Here is a 13,842-nt window from a genome sequence, read left to right on the forward strand (position 1 = left end):
AATCACTCCCCTGTTTCATCTTTTTTGTTGTTAATTACTTCTTCACCATCTGAATCAAAAATGCCAATCTGCTTTTGCGTTTCTTTATTTACTCGTTTCAACTCTGCCTGTACATCCGGAACAAAAGAAGCGAGACCTAAGATCGTCTCTTGACTGAGTTCAGCTCCAGCATCAACCAAAGATTTCAACTCTTCCAGAATCGCTTTAGGTAGATTAGGCGTAAATATTACACGTAAACCTTTCAAATCGAAATTATCCATTTCAGAAATACTTGATTTTAGGCTAAATAAAAGACGATAACGCCGCATAAGACCTTTTTTGAATAGCCTTTGCTTTGTTGCCGTCATTTGTTCAAATCCAAATAATTTATATTTCATTGCCTCTCCTGATTGCACTCCGGAAAAATTGTCATCAGTAAGATCAGGAACCATTGAGATTTCATGGATATCTTTGCGCACTCTGTCTTTGTAAGCTTCTACACCACTCACATCATATTGTTTATAAATATATCCTGCAGTCACACTTGTTTTATTACCGTTCACATCAGTTCCAGATTCAAGCAAAAGCATATTCGCTTCTTTCTGCTTGATGGCGTCCTCTGGGGATAGTCCTGCTGCTTCAATATCGCCACTAATAACTAGAAGAGCATCGTTTAAATCAGTCATATAGTTGGCGGTATCAGACTGCCCTGCATCGTATAGATCAATTAAAGATAGTACATCTTCATACAAGCCCATTCGAAAACGATTAGGAGAATACTCTGTAATAGGTACCTCTTTATATTCATGCGGTTCGTCTTGAGGATTCTTTAACTCAATTGCTGTTAGTGTCGTCTCATCATAAGTGATACTTTTTTCTTTTGTGTATACGATTGGTTGAATGTACTGTTTATCACCATCCTTGCTGAATCTTGTCTTTGGATACCGTACAGCCAAAATAGGCTCTCGTTTTACTGTAGTATCATATACAATAAACGTTTCAAATACATTAGCCAAATCAACGTAATCTGTATCATCTGAATCTCGATAGATAATCTCATAGGCTCTCCCATACTTATCCATATCAAGCCAGAGTTCAGCATTTAATCCATCTATGTCATTATTAATATTAAACTCTTCGATTTCTTTTTGTTGATTTATGTCCTCGATTTGCACTTTTATAGGATTGCCTGTGTTGTACCCAACATCAAAAGTACAAAGAACTTTTCCAAAGTTATGTGCTGATCGGTGATCCGCTTTTTCCTTTTCTCTACGTCTACGGTTATCCATGATATTTGTATTTCTAGCTTTGTAATAATCATCTAATACACTAAGTCGCTTTACCTGATATTCATGGTGATGTTTTATCATTGCTGCTAAAGTATCTAAATCGTTAAGTAAATCTTCTGCTGAGCTAAACCTATAGTGAAGATTGGAATCTACGCTAAACTTTACATAATTTGTGTTTACGTCATTAGAATAATGTATATCAGCTCCGTATTCAAACTCGTTTACTTTATCCATTTTTCACTCTCCTTAAAAAATGCGTTTAACACGTTTAATCTTTTCATTGACATTAACTTTTGGTTTCTTAAGAAGCTCATTAGTATATATCGCATATCGAACGGAGTCTAGCACATCATCATATTCTTTTATTGGCTCGCCTTTTTTCTTGTCCCAAATGTATTGATAAATTTCATCCCGAAATTTCATCACTCTATCTTGACAGATAAACAATTTATCTTGTTTAAATCTCTTGGCGACTTCCTCAACTCCAGATAACCGTGCTTTATGAGCATTTTTAGCATTAATCTTTTCTCTTTTAAACCTAGCCACATGCTCCGGTCTCGCAGAGTCACAATAAAAAGGCACTCGTAAGCCGTAACGCTCTTGAATGCCTTTTGCTACATCTACCCAATAATCAATCTCTTCAAACTGAGTAGCATGTTCTTCAATTAAATAAGACGTTCCATCATCTGTTTCACCTATAACCACGATTGATCCCCAGTGTTCATATCCCCAGTCAACACCACAATAATAATTGCTCAAAGGTGGCAAGTCTTTTGACTGGATATAGTGCTTGCTGGCATCAAAATCACGATAAACGACACCTTCAGCAGAAACCCATAGTCCTTTGATGTCACGATCATAAAACATCCCACTTGGAGTTGATTCTTTAATATTATTTCTATAGCGTTCAGATAAAAAAGTATTGTCATCCAATTCAAAGTGGAACGATTGGATGTTTTTGCTTGAATTATCAATATACTCTTTCTTTAGCCAGTGTTCTGGATTGTCAGGGTTTGTATCAGCTAGAATTCTCGCTCCTGTTCCTGAACAACGTGAAATGATTTCTGCAAATACTTCCTGCCGAGCGAGCGAGGCTTCATTGATGTAAGCACCGTACGCTGTCATACCACGAATTGCCCCAACACCACCGATGTTTCCTGTATATGCTTGTACAACCTTAACGCCAAACAGCTTGAAGTTCCCATGTTTATCGAATTTAGGTTCTATGCTGTACATGTTGTATAGTTCCTGCAGGATGTTCTTTTGAATCGTTGCACTAGAAACTCCTGCTAGGATATACATTGGTTCCTTAATGCCTTCCTTGTCTGCAATCTTTCGCACACGTCGCAATTCAAACAAGAACAAATCGTTGTTTATTTTTGTTTTTCCAGAACGTTTTGCTCCATGTAATAGCGTGATGAACCAATCATTCTTAATAGTTTTGTTTAACACGTCTATCTGCTTCGGATTATATATATCAACTAGCGCCATCTAATTCACCACTAATCTTTTCTAACAGTTCATCAAGTTTTTCTTCAGTAGATTTTTCTGAATCACTGCGTAACAAGTCAGCTTTTAATTTCAGCATATCAATTTCAACCTCAAGCTTATTGGCTTGGTTGTTATAAACTTTGTTTCTTGAATCCTCTGTAGCTAACGCATTAAGCTGTTTAATTGCCTTTGTTAATTGGTTGCTGATCCTAGTAAGCGCATCTTCAATAGACAAAATGTCATCAATTTTACGATGTGTTTTTCTGCTAACTTGAACATCTTGCATTACGTCTCGCTTAATTTCTAGCTTTCTACCGTCTTTTTCAATCGGCGTTTTGATTTTCCTTAACTGTTGCAGACGTTCGATTTCTTCATCGTTTAAACCAGTCTCGGCTTGTTTGATTCTTTTCATCATACGAAATTGCCTTATCTTAAGTAGACGTATTTCTTCAGACAAAACAAAAGAAGGATCATTATTCAAATTAGAATAGATGTCCTTCTCTTCATCACTTAGTGTCTCAAAAAATATGGTTTCATACTCGCCTGTTTTCAAAGCGTTTTTATTACCCATTGGAGGAGAAGCTCTGCTATTTCCTTTGTTCCCTTTAGCATTTTGATTACCAAAAGGAGCGCCTCCTTGAAAGGTAACGTTACTTTTGCCAATGGTAACATTACCTTTCAATTCAGCGCTCCATTTATCAACTGATTTCCATTTTCTAACCTGTGAATCTGAAACATTTAATTCTAATGCAATTTCCTTTAATTGCTTTTCTCCGTTGGATTCTAACCAAATTTTTTTAGCTTCATCACGTCTTGGATCACGTTGTCTTGCCATTCAAACTACACCACCTCGCAATCTTCTTAGGTTGAGTTTTGTTTTCTATTTTCCTTCTTTAGCTTTGTCCCATTCTATTTTTAAATATAAAGCAATAATTTGAGAAAACTCATTAATTACATACTGATATCCCTGTAACTTTTCATCAATTTCATCTAGTTTCTTTTGATGATGAGGTATGCTAGTTTTTAAACGCGCATATTCAAATTTTTCCTCATCTGCTATATAATCTTTGCCAGTCTTTTCTTCATTAACTCCTTGTTTTATAGTTTTTTCACCTTCTTGAGTAGATTCCTGAAATGAATATGCTATCTCCTCTAGCATTTCCTTATTTAACGTTCTAGATACTTCTTTTCTGACTTTAACCGTACTCTTATATCGATTATTTTTATATAACTCGATTAAACACTCTATATATCTCCTAATATAAGAATTTTTTTCTTCATTATTATTTTCATTAAAGAGTATTGTTTGAACACTCTCAGAAATTATGATTTTGTCCTCTTTCACATAAATTTCTTTCTCAAGTTCTTTTATCTTTATTGAGCTAAAGAATAATTTTAATAATTCAGATACTTCTTCAGCTTTTTGCCATTGTTCATGAAACACTACTTCATCTTTTTGTAAAGAAAGTAAAAGCGATATAAGCTCCGATGATTTTTGTCTCGCTTCGTTTATCCACTCTATTCTTGCTTTCGCTTTCAAATTAGCATCTATTTGCTTTTGTGTCATTTCTTTTTGAAAAGTTCTTTGATTTTCTTGAAATACTTTACTTTCTTCGCTATTCTTTTTGCTAATTCTATAGTTTACATATATTCCTGCAAGAGTTCCTATAAACGGTACCCATAAATTCCACCATTCCATAAAAAACACTCCTCATAATTTTTAAATTAATTATATCAGGAGTTTCATAAAATCTGTTAATCATTATCAATATCTTTCAGCATAAGATCGGCTTCAATCAATATCTTTAAATCGGAAACTTTATCTAACTTGATTTGTCCTGATTGGAGATTTTTAAGCCATTTTCCTAAAGCCACACGAATAATCTTTTTATATTCGTCAATTGATTCTGCCTTCTCTACAGCTTTTTCAATCTCATAATCTAAATCAAAGTTTTCATTTTCCATTGTGTAAGCACCCCGCATTTGATAAAATGCTAAAAGACACAGAGGGTGTCGAAAAACCACGCGTGGGAATTCTCTGTGTCTTCGGGGTGCTTTTTCGCCTCGTTGAAGTAGTCGAGTGTTAGCTGCACTCGGCTTCTTTTAATTTAATTTTACCGCTTTTTTACCTGTCAATTCTTCCCATCGATTAATGATTACATCGACATATCGTGGATCTAATTCCATGAGATATGCACACCGTTCATTTTGTTCACAGGCAATCATTGTCGTTCCACTTCCTCCAAATACATCTAAAACTTTTTCGCCTTTTTTCGAACTATTTTTTATTTGGTAATCAAATAAAGGGACAGGCTTCATAGTAGGATGTTCCCTATTCGCTAAAGGTTTATCGAACTCAAGAATCGTTGTTTGTTTCCGATCTCCATACCACTTGTGACTGCCATCATTCTTCCAACCATATAAACAAGGTTCATGTTGCCAATGATAATCTTGCCGTCCAAGAACAAGTGAATTTTTTAGCCAGATCAACTCTTGTTTTACTAAAAAATCAGAATCTAATAGAGAGTTGACAAAATTGACAACTTCTGACGAAGCATACCATACATAAAAAGAAGCCCCCTCTTTCAGATAATCAGCAACTGAATCAAAGGCACTTTTTAAAAACTCATAAAATTCACTAGAAGTCTTATTATCGTTTTGAATTTTTAACGAATCTTCTGTTTTTCCTTCGTAATTTACGTTATACGGCGGATCGGTAATGAGAAGATCTGCTTTATATCCGTTCATCAATAATTCGAGATGCTCTTTATTTGTACTATCACCACACATTAATCGATGATTACCTAGTTGGTAAATATCCCCTAATGTTGCTTTAGGTTTCTCCGGAAGCTCAATTTCAAATTCATCATCCATCGCTTCGGTTTCCATATCCAACTTCATATCATATTGTTCGATAACATCTTGTATTTCTTCTTCAGCAAATCCGGATAAGTCAAGATTTTCAGCATCTAACTCTTTTAATAACAAAGCCAGTTTATCGTCAGCCCAATGACCAGAAATCTTATTGAGAGCCACATTAAGTGCTTTTTCTTTATCAAGAGGTAAATCTACCACTGATACCTCTATCTCTTCATACAGCTCCAAATCTTTAGCCACAGCAACACGTTGATGACCGCCGACAAGATTTCCTGTACGTTTGTTAAAAATTGGCGGATCAACGAATCCAAATTCGAGAATTGATTGTTTCAGTTTTTCATACTCATCCATTCCTGCAGTAAGTTCGATTCTCGGATTATAATCAGCAGGTTTTAAATTTGCCAACTTCATTATTTCGATTTGCATTCTAATCCCTCAAATTCTTGTTAATATTATTTTGAATGTTTGGTTCATCAAAGAAACCATGACCGCAATAAATAAGTTTGCATTTATCAATTTCATTTGGCGTAGCTTCTCTGGTCATTTCAATGATGGAATACTTCTTTTTGATCTGGACTGATTGAACCACTCTGATTGGATCAGCTGTATTTGGCTGTGGATACCTATTCGTTAGTGATACATACCAGTAGTTTCTCATTTGACTTTTCTCCTTCTGCGAAAAGGAATAACTTCATTGTTTTCCTTTCGTTTATATGTATCGCTCTTTATTAGTCTCCTATACTCATATACTTTTTCGCCATTACCTTTATGAACAGTGATTACTTCATACTTCTGTTCTAAGTATTGTGGTCTATACATTGTTGTTACCCCCTTTGTGCAAAATAAAAAGACCACTTCATTAGTGATCTAATATGTAATAGCAACCTACACACAGACAAGTCTAATACTTCCTGCACCTCACCACTGCCACATCCCTCGGTTGCTAACGAATACTTAAACAGAATACCGTCTCTGTTCATGACCAACGTGACAGTACAAAGCTTTGTCGCAAGCAGGTTATCGTATTCCTAATAACCCTAACTAATGTTTCTCTCCTAACCTACACCTGAGAGTGGCGCACGTCTGCGCTAGTATTTTATGCCTTTTAACTGCTAGTGACATCCCGACTAGTCAGCCAATTCATCGGCATCCGATAAGATGAATTGTTTCCGTAGGTTCCTTAAGTCACTGGCAATGAATCGAACATTGCATGGTTGCCGAAGCATTGACCTAGCACACATGCTTAGCGTCTACCCTTTTCGCCACAGTGACATAATGACAATAGACAGCAACGGATGATAGATAATAAGAATAATTTAGAAGGAGTTGAAATTCACATCCTTATTCTTAATATTTCCGCTGCTGTCTATCGAAGCTTAATTGTGAAACAATAATAAAACGATGTTCCTTTTATTATTATTTTGTCTCAGACCTATCACTAATCTTTCGACACTACCATAATATCATGTTAAAACGCTCAAAAACCCTACACTATCCCTACAAAAACCCTACGTTTTTACAGGTACGCAATCAGCGCCCCTCTTTTATACGCTTCTGCAAATTCAATCAATGCGTTGGATTTCAGCTTCTCGACATTTTTCTCACCATATCCGCAGATCAATTGCCCTATCTCATAATTAGAGTGCTTATTTACATCACAGAAGCTGTAGTAGAGTATCTGACGACTAATCAGACTAAGAGCCATTAAAGCCGCTAAAATCGCGTCTCTCTCTGCTTCTATATCCATCATCTGGATAATCGCGTCTTCTGCCTTATTCCCGTGTTTTGGTGCCTTCGGCATATCGGTTATGATAGGCGACTTAATATCTATCAAAGAGCGACCTGCCATCCGCTCCAAACGCCGAAAATTCTTCAGCACATCTCTCGCATTACATCTTGTCTGTTTGAAATCTACCTCTCGTAACAATTGCATCAAGTCAAACCGCTCCTTTTTGTGATATAATAAACGTGTCATGTTTATTTATTTTGAGTCGGAGCGATCCGGCTTTTTTTATTTGCCTCCAATGAGTTCGATATCCATCAAACGAGCTACAGCTAAATTATCTTTACTCTTTGCTAACCACTTGTCGCATTCCATCGTATTTCCGATACGAATGATTGCAGAATGATTATAAACGTGTTCTACATATCCTCTGAACGGATAAACGAACTCTTCTGCTTCGCAACGAACCATGTCACCTACTTCGACTTTTGCTTTCTTTTTCTTCTTAGGATTCTTAGTCGGCATATCTAGCATTAAACCGCCGATTCCATGACTGCTAGCGTAAAAGCCGTCTTTTAATTTCATCCTTCCGCCACCTCCTCATATAATTCGAATTTACTAGATGGCCAACTCAAACGCTGTTTATCGTCGTCAATCAAAACGATTCTGCCAGGCATCGAAGCATCTTGAACTATATAATATTCGTTGTCCAAGAAGTATAATGACACGCCTGATCCTATTTTAGTCACTACTTTGTCACTCTTTTTGAAACCCATCATTCTACCTCCTCCTTTTCATTTATTGACGATAATAACAAAATAGATAACATGAAAATATTTGACCACAACACAAGATTGTGATATTTTTTACATAGTTTTATTTATATGGGAGTGACGAAATGCCATTTATAGTCTTTTTCTTTATATCATTATTAACAATATATATTCCTTTACCAACATTATTAATGTATTTCCATAGACTCTCAGAAAAACATGACATTATAGTCACTATAGATAAACATATATTGGTTATACTTGTCTTATTAGATTATTATATTAGCTACTATTTTCTTAAAAACTGTAAGATTAAAAAGAGATACTACTTTTATTTAATTGGATTAAATTTGATTGAATGGGGAATACATTTAAGCTTGTACTTAAAATTCAACGCTACAGCATTAACTATAGTTTTAATTTTCCAAACGATCCTTTTAATTTGCATGTTTACCTTCCCATTATCTGGTAAATTCAGAAATTACATATTTAATCAAAATTGATCCTACAATTTCACGAGGTAGCTAGATACTCTTCATAAATACTAACCAGTGTGTTTTAGCTCTCTTATTTCCATATAATGGCACATAATCAATTGCATTCAATATTTCTGATAGCTTGATTTGATCCTCGTTCCATTTAAATACAAGAGTTCCATTTGGCTTTAATACTCTGAAACATTCTTTGAATCCTAATGCTAAATCTTCTTTCCAAGTTTCGGGATTTAATTTTCCATACTTTTTGACCAACCAGCTATTCTCGCCTGCTTTAAGCAAGTGTGGCGGATCAAATACTACATGATAAAATGATTCATCTTCAAATGGCATATCTCTGAAATCTCCAATGACATTAGGATTGATATCAACGACATGTCCGCTATTTAGTTCTTCGTATTGTTTCCGAATGTCCATAAAAATTACGTTTGGATTCTGTTTATCAAACCAAAACATTCGACTACCACAACATGCATCTAATATTTTAGTCAATTACTCTACCTCTAATAACTCTTTATTCTCGTATATATTCCCGATAACTTCATAGTCAGTGTGAAATACTGGATCATAATAAATTCGATATTCTAAGTCCAAGTCTACTAGCTTACAAATTAAGCCAGAATGACACCCAGAGGCTTGAACAACAGCTTTTTCATGATCTAAGTGATTAAAACCATCACTTACACTGAAAAGTACTATATCCCCCTCAAAAATCTCTACACCGTTCTTATCTTTCAGTCCTGTGGATTGCATGAGGATATATTTATCTGGAGACATTTCAGCATGAGTGATCAACCTTCCTGCTTGTCCATATTTCATTTCTTGCCCAAATTTTTTACCTTTAAACGGTGGTACCACGCTCGAAACTTCGGTATCATTCGCTGTCCTCCTACTTCTTCTCAGTCACCGTAAACGGCACAATACTTTCTGGCATGTAATTTACTTCGTATTTGTATTCATTGACCTTCGCGCCTTCTAAATCTTCAACCACATACATGTTCCAACTAGTCATGTTCACAAGATGTCTTTTGTACTGTTTCTTTCCTGTTTCAACTAGAATAACGAGTTTATTTTTATCTTCCGTATCAACATCTGTCGTAGACTGTCTTTACATATCATACAAATAGATAAATCCATGGTGTCTCATGTTCTGAGTCACATCAAAAGCATTCAACCTCTTGGTTAACTTCTGGAATGAATTTCTTTTTTCTGCTCATTTTCAAACCTTCCTAACCTTTCTTTTAAAAACGCTCTTCCTTGAACGTCTTGCCATATTTTTTAGCTAATATCAACGGCACTTGATAACGATGGCAGAACAGTTTCGCTTTGATTTTAAAATCTTTTGTCTGCATTCCTTTGACATCTACAACTTTCACAAGCTTACCGTTTTTATAAAACGTGAAGTCAGGAATATACTCGATTTTACGGTACTTCTTGCCTTCCAATTCAAATTTTGGCAATAGTTCAAATTTTTCCTGAAGCTTTACTTTCCAGCCGTTTGCTTCCGCTTGCCATACTGCCAGATCATAGTACTCTGCTTCTGCTACAGAATCGAATTTGATCTCACGATGAACCGTTTTTCGATTGCGATATTTGTTCATGCTGTCGCTCCTTTTACTGGTTTTAATCGTTTATCGGTTGTTTGAGAAAAGACCATCGTAAATCCATCAGAATTGACAAATATTCTTGATGTTGTCCTCATACCGTAAGCCTTTTTCAACTCTTCCCCAAGCAAGTTCGTTGTGATAATCGTTGCTAAGTTCTGTCGTGCATCCAAGAACGAATTCAACGTGTTTATGCCAAATGCTCGACTATCTGAAGTATCTTTTCCTAGCTCTGAACCGATATCATCAATGACGACTAAATCCGCCGTTTTGATATCTGCAATCAACGATCCCTCAATCGTTTTTCTAAGTTCAGGATTGTTGTACGAAAACTTGATTTGATCCAGCATTTCCTGTAACCCGATAAACAAGATTTTCTTGTCGTAGTTTGATCGCCTCAAAACTTCCCAAGCCGCTGCCATCGCTAGGTGACTTTTACCTGTTCCCTGTTTGCCAGTTAAAACAAGATGACTTGGATTTCCTAACAAGACTGAATTAACAAAGCGTTTGGTTACTTCAACCGCTTGTCTTGTTTCTTGATCAACGATTTGATAATTCTGCAATGTACAATCAAACAACGCTTTATTAGGCACGACAGAACCACCTTTGAAAAAATTGATAGCTCTTGCTTTCAGACTTTCGTTGTACATTTGCTCTGTTTGTAAGTCTTCCTGAACTCGCAATGCTTTATACCCACATTGCATACAAGTTGGTTTACAACGATCTGAGCCATCAGGATTCTTCGTACGCCATCCATACAAGGGCTGTCCGCATTCAGGACATTCGCCACGTTGGACAAGCACTTTCTGTATTAGTTTTTCCATGATTTCTCCAACGGTTTCCATGCCTACGCCTCCTCTCAAATAGGCAACTCATCTGTGCTAAATTTCTCGTATTCAAGCGTTTTATTTGCATTTCTAGGTGATTTTGAATAATGACCTTGCAAATACTTTCTCACTTTCTCAACGGTGTCTAGTTGCTTGTTTTCCCAGTTTTTTAGCACTCTATCGAGATAGTTATAATTTTTAGCACCATTTTTTAGCATTTCTTCAATCGCCATGATGACAATTTCATCTTGTCCTTGAAAATCATTTACCCAAAAACGAATAGATTCTAAAACCATTGGTGCTTCTGCTGGATTCACTTGATTTAGCCAATAGCTCTCTGCGATATTTTCTGAATGAATATCTATACTAGATCTAGAAGAAGATACTCTTGTTTCATTTACTTTACTTTTATTTCCTTTACTTTGGGGATTAATGTCAGCATTATCTCTTTCATCTTGTGTATTAATGTTTGCGTTAATTACATACTTAGTTGGTTTTGGTGATTTTCGTCTTTTTGTCGCTTCAAAGTAGGTGGCTTGGATATTCTCACTCGTAAGCACCTCGACCGAGTCAAACAGTTGTTTATCAAAAAAACCCCATTTGACTAAGCGGTTCACTATTTGATTGAGCATTTCCTTACTTACTCCTGGCAGGCGTTTTAAAAGAGTAGCTTGCGTTAAATCATTCCACAAAATGAAATATCCTTTTTTATATATCGCACAAAGCAGTTTGATTACCGCAATTTCTCCTTTAAGTCCAAATTCCCCAGCAATAGCCTCTATTTTTTCATCTTCGAAAACATCAACATCAAGAGGAAAATAATCAAGACCTTCTTTTGTTGGTCTTGCCACACTATCACCTCCTTAGATAAGCGAGGGGAAACTCCCTCGCTATAGTGGTGGGTTCATATCATCGAACAATGAATCCTGTTGTTCATCTGTATTTGCTGTTTCTTCGTATTCATCAAACGCTGATGACACGTCTTCCACTTTTTCTGCTTCTTTACGTTCTGATTCAATTGGTTCTGCATCATTTAAAGTAACTTCTTCTACAAGATCATTATTTTCATCAAATCGAAAAACTCTTTCGTCAGAAGTAACCGCATTTTGCATTTCTACAGATAAAATCCCCCATTTAGCTAACATGTTACGTAAGACGGTTTTTATCGCCATCGCATCATAATTCTCTTTCCACGCTCCAGTTAGCTTTGTTTTATCAAACCCTTTGGCATGTTTAATACGATGAGCTTCCACTTCTTGCTTTGTCCAATAAACAGTTTTTTTAAACCCATTTAGTAATTCAAGAAATCCAACATAACCGATGACTCGATCAGATTGTTTCGCATTGTAGTCAAACTGAAACTCTTCTGTCAGAGGATTCCATTCAATTAATTGCCCTTCATAAATTTCTATTGCATTAAGTGCTTTGTATTGTCCAGAACGTTGTGCTAACTGAATATAGCCTTTGTATCCTAGGATGAATTGGGCTTCGTTATGCGTAATCCAATCTTTTCCTACCTTTTCTTTCCGATTAAATGGAACAATATAGGCATATCCTAAATTTTTATCTATTGGTAAATCCATCGTTGCTGCTTTTAAAGCAGAAGCGATGATTGTCATCGGCTCTGCTTTAGATAAATAATCATCGCCACCAACTAACGTTAAAAGAGAACCCATAAAAGCATCTGATTTTTCGTGTAAAATATCATTGAATTTCTTTTTCATAGCTGGCTGACTCATCAATGTTTTAAAACCTAATTTTGAAACATCCACTGCTTGATTGTTTTTTTCTGTTAGTTGATTCTTTAAATCTTTACTTGTTGCCATATCACTGAATCTCCTTTATCACTAATCTATTTGAAGTTGATAAACTGTAAATTTCCTCATCTTTCATCACATATGGATATTTCTCTGCTATTTTCTTCAAGTCTTTTCGTTTAGAAACGACTGATTTTAAACAAATAATCCGATTAGGTGTGATACCTGTAGAGGCATTCTTTATTCCAAGTTCCTGAATAATTTGATTGTCGATTTGTCGAATACTCTTCTCTAGTTCCTTCTTATTTTTGAGTAACTCTTCTTTTTGATCGAGTAGAACATCATAATCAGCATGAAGCATAATTTCAGTTGAATCTAATTCTGAATAACGCTCTTTTAGAAAATCTGACGTTGCTTTACTTCCATCGATCAGTGGCTCTTCTCCGCCGATAATGTTCGTTTCCCAAAAATCAACTAACCGTTCTGTGATGATGTCAATCAGTTCTTGATCTCGTTCAACTCGTTTCCATATAAATCTTTGACCACCAATCAACACAGCGATATAACAATAATCCTTGTTCAAAACATTCATGTAATGTTGCACTTGACACAAATAACTAAGTGGCACTTCTTCTCCTTCCCATTCTTTGCTAAAAAATTGATTCGCTGTTTTACATTCAAGAATGGCATTTTCTCCTACTACATCACGATCGATATTTGCTCTTAAGAATGGATGTAACGGATGTTCAAACACTTGGTTTCTTCTACGGACCTTTTTGCCTGTTCGTTCTTGAAATTCTTTGGCAACAACTTCTTCTAAAACATTGCCCCAATAAGCTGGTTCGCTCTCTGAATCTTTTAATTCAATTTGACCCGTTTTCTCAAGCCATAATTGATAAGGGGATTTGTATTTATTCAATCCAAGTACTGTTGCGACATCAGAACCACCAATACCTCTTTTGCGGTCTTCGAGCCATTCTTGATGGCTCATGTCTAAAGTTGATTTACTCATCTTCATCCTCCTCAGT

18 protein-coding genes and 2 pseudogenes are annotated in these 13,842 nt (G+C 35.8%); 1 reads left to right on the plus strand and 19 read right to left on the minus strand.

Annotation, left to right across the window (positions count from 1 at the left end; all coding sequences use genetic code 11):
• Nucleotides 1-2 precede the first annotated feature (2 nt).
• The 11 genes from AB3H90_RS05345 to AB3H90_RS05395 form a co-directional block, all read right to left on the minus strand.
• Nucleotides 3-1,502, minus strand: coding sequence for a phage portal protein (locus tag AB3H90_RS05345; RefSeq protein ID WP_368016318.1), 1,500 nt, complete (start codon nucleotides 1,500-1,502; stop codon nucleotides 3-5).
• A gap of 12 nt (nucleotides 1,503-1,514) precedes the next feature.
• Nucleotides 1,515-2,759 (minus strand): PBSX family phage terminase large subunit, encoded by a 1,245-nt coding sequence (locus AB3H90_RS05350; protein ID WP_226062892.1) that lies wholly within the window; start codon nucleotides 2,757-2,759, stop codon nucleotides 1,515-1,517.
• The gene (terS, locus tag AB3H90_RS05355) at nucleotides 2,746-3,594 is read right to left on the minus strand and encodes a phage terminase small subunit (RefSeq protein ID WP_368016320.1); all 849 of its coding nucleotides are present in this window, start codon (nucleotides 3,592-3,594) and stop codon (nucleotides 2,746-2,748) included. Before terS ends, AB3H90_RS05350 begins: the two co-directional genes overlap by 14 nt.
• Before the next feature lie 45 nt (nucleotides 3,595-3,639).
• Nucleotides 3,640-4,458 carry a hypothetical protein gene (locus AB3H90_RS05360; RefSeq protein WP_368016321.1) on the minus strand — a complete coding sequence of 273 codons (819 nt, stop codon included), beginning with the start codon at nucleotides 4,456-4,458 and terminating at the stop codon, nucleotides 3,640-3,642.
• A gap of 56 nt (nucleotides 4,459-4,514) precedes the next feature.
• On the minus strand, nucleotides 4,515-4,724 hold the full coding sequence (locus AB3H90_RS05365; RefSeq protein ID WP_368016322.1) for a hypothetical protein: 210 nt from the start codon (nucleotides 4,722-4,724) through the stop codon (nucleotides 4,515-4,517).
• Nucleotides 4,725-4,862: 138 nt separating this feature from the next.
• On the minus strand, nucleotides 4,863-6,062 hold the full coding sequence (locus AB3H90_RS05370; RefSeq protein ID WP_137206348.1) for a site-specific DNA-methyltransferase: 1,200 nt from the start codon (nucleotides 6,060-6,062) through the stop codon (nucleotides 4,863-4,865).
• A gap of 1 nt (nucleotide 6,063) precedes the next feature.
• A complete protein-coding gene (locus tag AB3H90_RS05375) occupies nucleotides 6,064-6,294 on the minus strand; it encodes a hypothetical protein (RefSeq protein ID WP_137206350.1) in 231 nt (76 codons plus the stop codon).
• Nucleotides 6,291-6,455, minus strand: coding sequence for a hypothetical protein (locus AB3H90_RS05380; protein WP_162847507.1), 165 nt, complete (start codon nucleotides 6,453-6,455; stop codon nucleotides 6,291-6,293). Before AB3H90_RS05380 ends, AB3H90_RS05375 begins: the two co-directional genes overlap by 4 nt.
• A gap of 697 nt (nucleotides 6,456-7,152) precedes the next feature.
• Nucleotides 7,153-7,569, minus strand: coding sequence for an ArpU family phage packaging/lysis transcriptional regulator (locus tag AB3H90_RS05385; protein ID WP_034698468.1), 417 nt, complete (start codon nucleotides 7,567-7,569; stop codon nucleotides 7,153-7,155).
• A gap of 78 nt (nucleotides 7,570-7,647) precedes the next feature.
• Nucleotides 7,648-7,944: a hypothetical protein gene (locus AB3H90_RS05390; RefSeq protein WP_034698471.1), complete on the minus strand. Its 297-nt coding sequence runs from the start codon at nucleotides 7,942-7,944 to the stop codon at nucleotides 7,648-7,650.
• On the minus strand, nucleotides 7,941-8,135 hold the full coding sequence (locus AB3H90_RS05395) for a hypothetical protein (RefSeq protein ID WP_240143997.1): 195 nt from the start codon (nucleotides 8,133-8,135) through the stop codon (nucleotides 7,941-7,943). Before AB3H90_RS05395 ends, AB3H90_RS05390 begins: the two co-directional genes overlap by 4 nt.
• A gap of 122 nt (nucleotides 8,136-8,257) precedes the next feature.
• On the opposite strand from AB3H90_RS05395, the gene AB3H90_RS05400 reads away from it, so the two are divergent.
• On the plus strand, nucleotides 8,258-8,635 hold the full coding sequence (locus AB3H90_RS05400; RefSeq protein WP_080704590.1) for a hypothetical protein: 378 nt from the start codon (nucleotides 8,258-8,260) through the stop codon (nucleotides 8,633-8,635).
• A gap of 21 nt (nucleotides 8,636-8,656) precedes the next feature.
• Here AB3H90_RS05400 and AB3H90_RS05405 read toward each other — a convergent pair whose 3' ends face one another.
• From AB3H90_RS05405 to AB3H90_RS05440, 8 genes and pseudogenes are all read right to left on the minus strand, one after another.
• Nucleotides 8,657-9,118 carry a class I SAM-dependent methyltransferase gene (locus tag AB3H90_RS05405; RefSeq protein ID WP_002325355.1) on the minus strand — a complete coding sequence of 154 codons (462 nt, stop codon included), beginning with the start codon at nucleotides 9,116-9,118 and terminating at the stop codon, nucleotides 8,657-8,659.
• Nucleotides 9,119-9,504: pseudogene (locus AB3H90_RS05410) on the minus strand (YopX family protein). It abuts the gene before it with no gap.
• An 11-nt stretch (nucleotides 9,505-9,515) separates the two neighbouring features.
• A pseudogene (locus tag AB3H90_RS05415) lies at nucleotides 9,516-9,716 on the minus strand (hypothetical protein); the annotation flags it as partial.
• A gap of 151 nt (nucleotides 9,717-9,867) precedes the next feature.
• The gene (locus AB3H90_RS05420) at nucleotides 9,868-10,227 is read right to left on the minus strand and encodes a DUF1064 domain-containing protein (protein ID WP_034698477.1); all 360 of its coding nucleotides are present in this window, start codon (nucleotides 10,225-10,227) and stop codon (nucleotides 9,868-9,870) included.
• Nucleotides 10,224-11,075, minus strand: a complete 852-nt coding sequence (locus AB3H90_RS05425; protein WP_010719519.1) for an ATP-binding protein — start codon at nucleotides 11,073-11,075, stop codon at nucleotides 10,224-10,226. The genes AB3H90_RS05420 and AB3H90_RS05425 overlap by 4 nt, the downstream gene beginning before the upstream one ends.
• A 14-nt stretch (nucleotides 11,076-11,089) precedes the next feature.
• Nucleotides 11,090-11,908, minus strand: coding sequence for a Lin1244/Lin1753 domain-containing protein (locus AB3H90_RS05430; protein ID WP_010720131.1), 819 nt, complete (start codon nucleotides 11,906-11,908; stop codon nucleotides 11,090-11,092).
• Between the two features lie 39 nt (nucleotides 11,909-11,947).
• Entirely contained in the window at nucleotides 11,948-12,883 is a 936-nt protein-coding gene (locus tag AB3H90_RS05435; protein WP_368016324.1) for a recombinase RecT, read from the minus strand.
• A gap of 1 nt (nucleotide 12,884) precedes the next feature.
• Nucleotides 12,885-13,832 carry a YqaJ viral recombinase family protein gene (locus AB3H90_RS05440; RefSeq protein WP_179287073.1) on the minus strand — a complete coding sequence of 316 codons (948 nt, stop codon included), beginning with the start codon at nucleotides 13,830-13,832 and terminating at the stop codon, nucleotides 12,885-12,887.
• Between the last annotated feature and the right edge of the window lie 10 nt (nucleotides 13,833-13,842).

The sequence above is a fragment of the Enterococcus sp. C63 genome, assembly GCF_040887215.1.
Lineage (GTDB): Bacteria > Bacillota > Bacilli > Lactobacillales > Enterococcaceae > Enterococcus_B > Enterococcus_B hirae.

Coding starts and splice junctions, on each gene's coding strand:
- AB3H90_RS05370 (WP_137206348.1), bottom strand. CDS start 6,062: ATGCAAATCGAAATAATGAAGTTGGCAAATTTAAAACCTGCTGATTAT.
- AB3H90_RS05345 (WP_368016318.1), bottom strand. CDS start 1,502: ATGGATAAAGTAAACGAGTTTGAATACGGAGCTGATATACATTATTCT.
- AB3H90_RS05440 (WP_179287073.1), bottom strand. CDS start 13,832: ATGAAGATGAGTAAATCAACTTTAGACATGAGCCATCAAGAATGGCTC.
- AB3H90_RS05380 (WP_162847507.1), bottom strand. CDS start 6,455: ATGTATAGACCACAATACTTAGAACAGAAGTATGAAGTAATCACTGTT.
- AB3H90_RS05425 (WP_010719519.1), bottom strand. CDS start 11,075: ATGGAAACCGTTGGAGAAATCATGGAAAAACTAATACAGAAAGTGCTT.
- terS (WP_368016320.1), bottom strand. CDS start 3,594: ATGGCAAGACAACGTGATCCAAGACGTGATGAAGCTAAAAAAATTTGG.
- AB3H90_RS05375 (WP_137206350.1), bottom strand. CDS start 6,294: ATGAGAAACTACTGGTATGTATCACTAACGAATAGGTATCCACAGCCA.
- AB3H90_RS05435 (WP_368016324.1), bottom strand. CDS start 12,883: ATGGCAACAAGTAAAGATTTAAAGAATCAACTAACAGAAAAAAACAAT.
- AB3H90_RS05365 (WP_368016322.1), bottom strand. CDS start 4,724: ATGGAAAATGAAAACTTTGATTTAGATTATGAGATTGAAAAAGCTGTA.
- AB3H90_RS05400 (WP_080704590.1), top strand. CDS start 8,258: ATGCCATTTATAGTCTTTTTCTTTATATCATTATTAACAATATATATT.
- AB3H90_RS05420 (WP_034698477.1), bottom strand. CDS start 10,227: ATGAACAAATATCGCAATCGAAAAACGGTTCATCGTGAGATCAAATTC.
- AB3H90_RS05385 (WP_034698468.1), bottom strand. CDS start 7,569: ATGCAATTGTTACGAGAGGTAGATTTCAAACAGACAAGATGTAATGCG.
- AB3H90_RS05390 (WP_034698471.1), bottom strand. CDS start 7,944: ATGAAATTAAAAGACGGCTTTTACGCTAGCAGTCATGGAATCGGCGGT.
- AB3H90_RS05395 (WP_240143997.1), bottom strand. CDS start 8,135: ATGGGTTTCAAAAAGAGTGACAAAGTAGTGACTAAAATAGGATCAGGC.
- AB3H90_RS05350 (WP_226062892.1), bottom strand. CDS start 2,759: ATGGCGCTAGTTGATATATATAATCCGAAGCAGATAGACGTGTTAAAC.
- AB3H90_RS05360 (WP_368016321.1), bottom strand. CDS start 4,458: ATGGAATGGTGGAATTTATGGGTACCGTTTATAGGAACTCTTGCAGGA.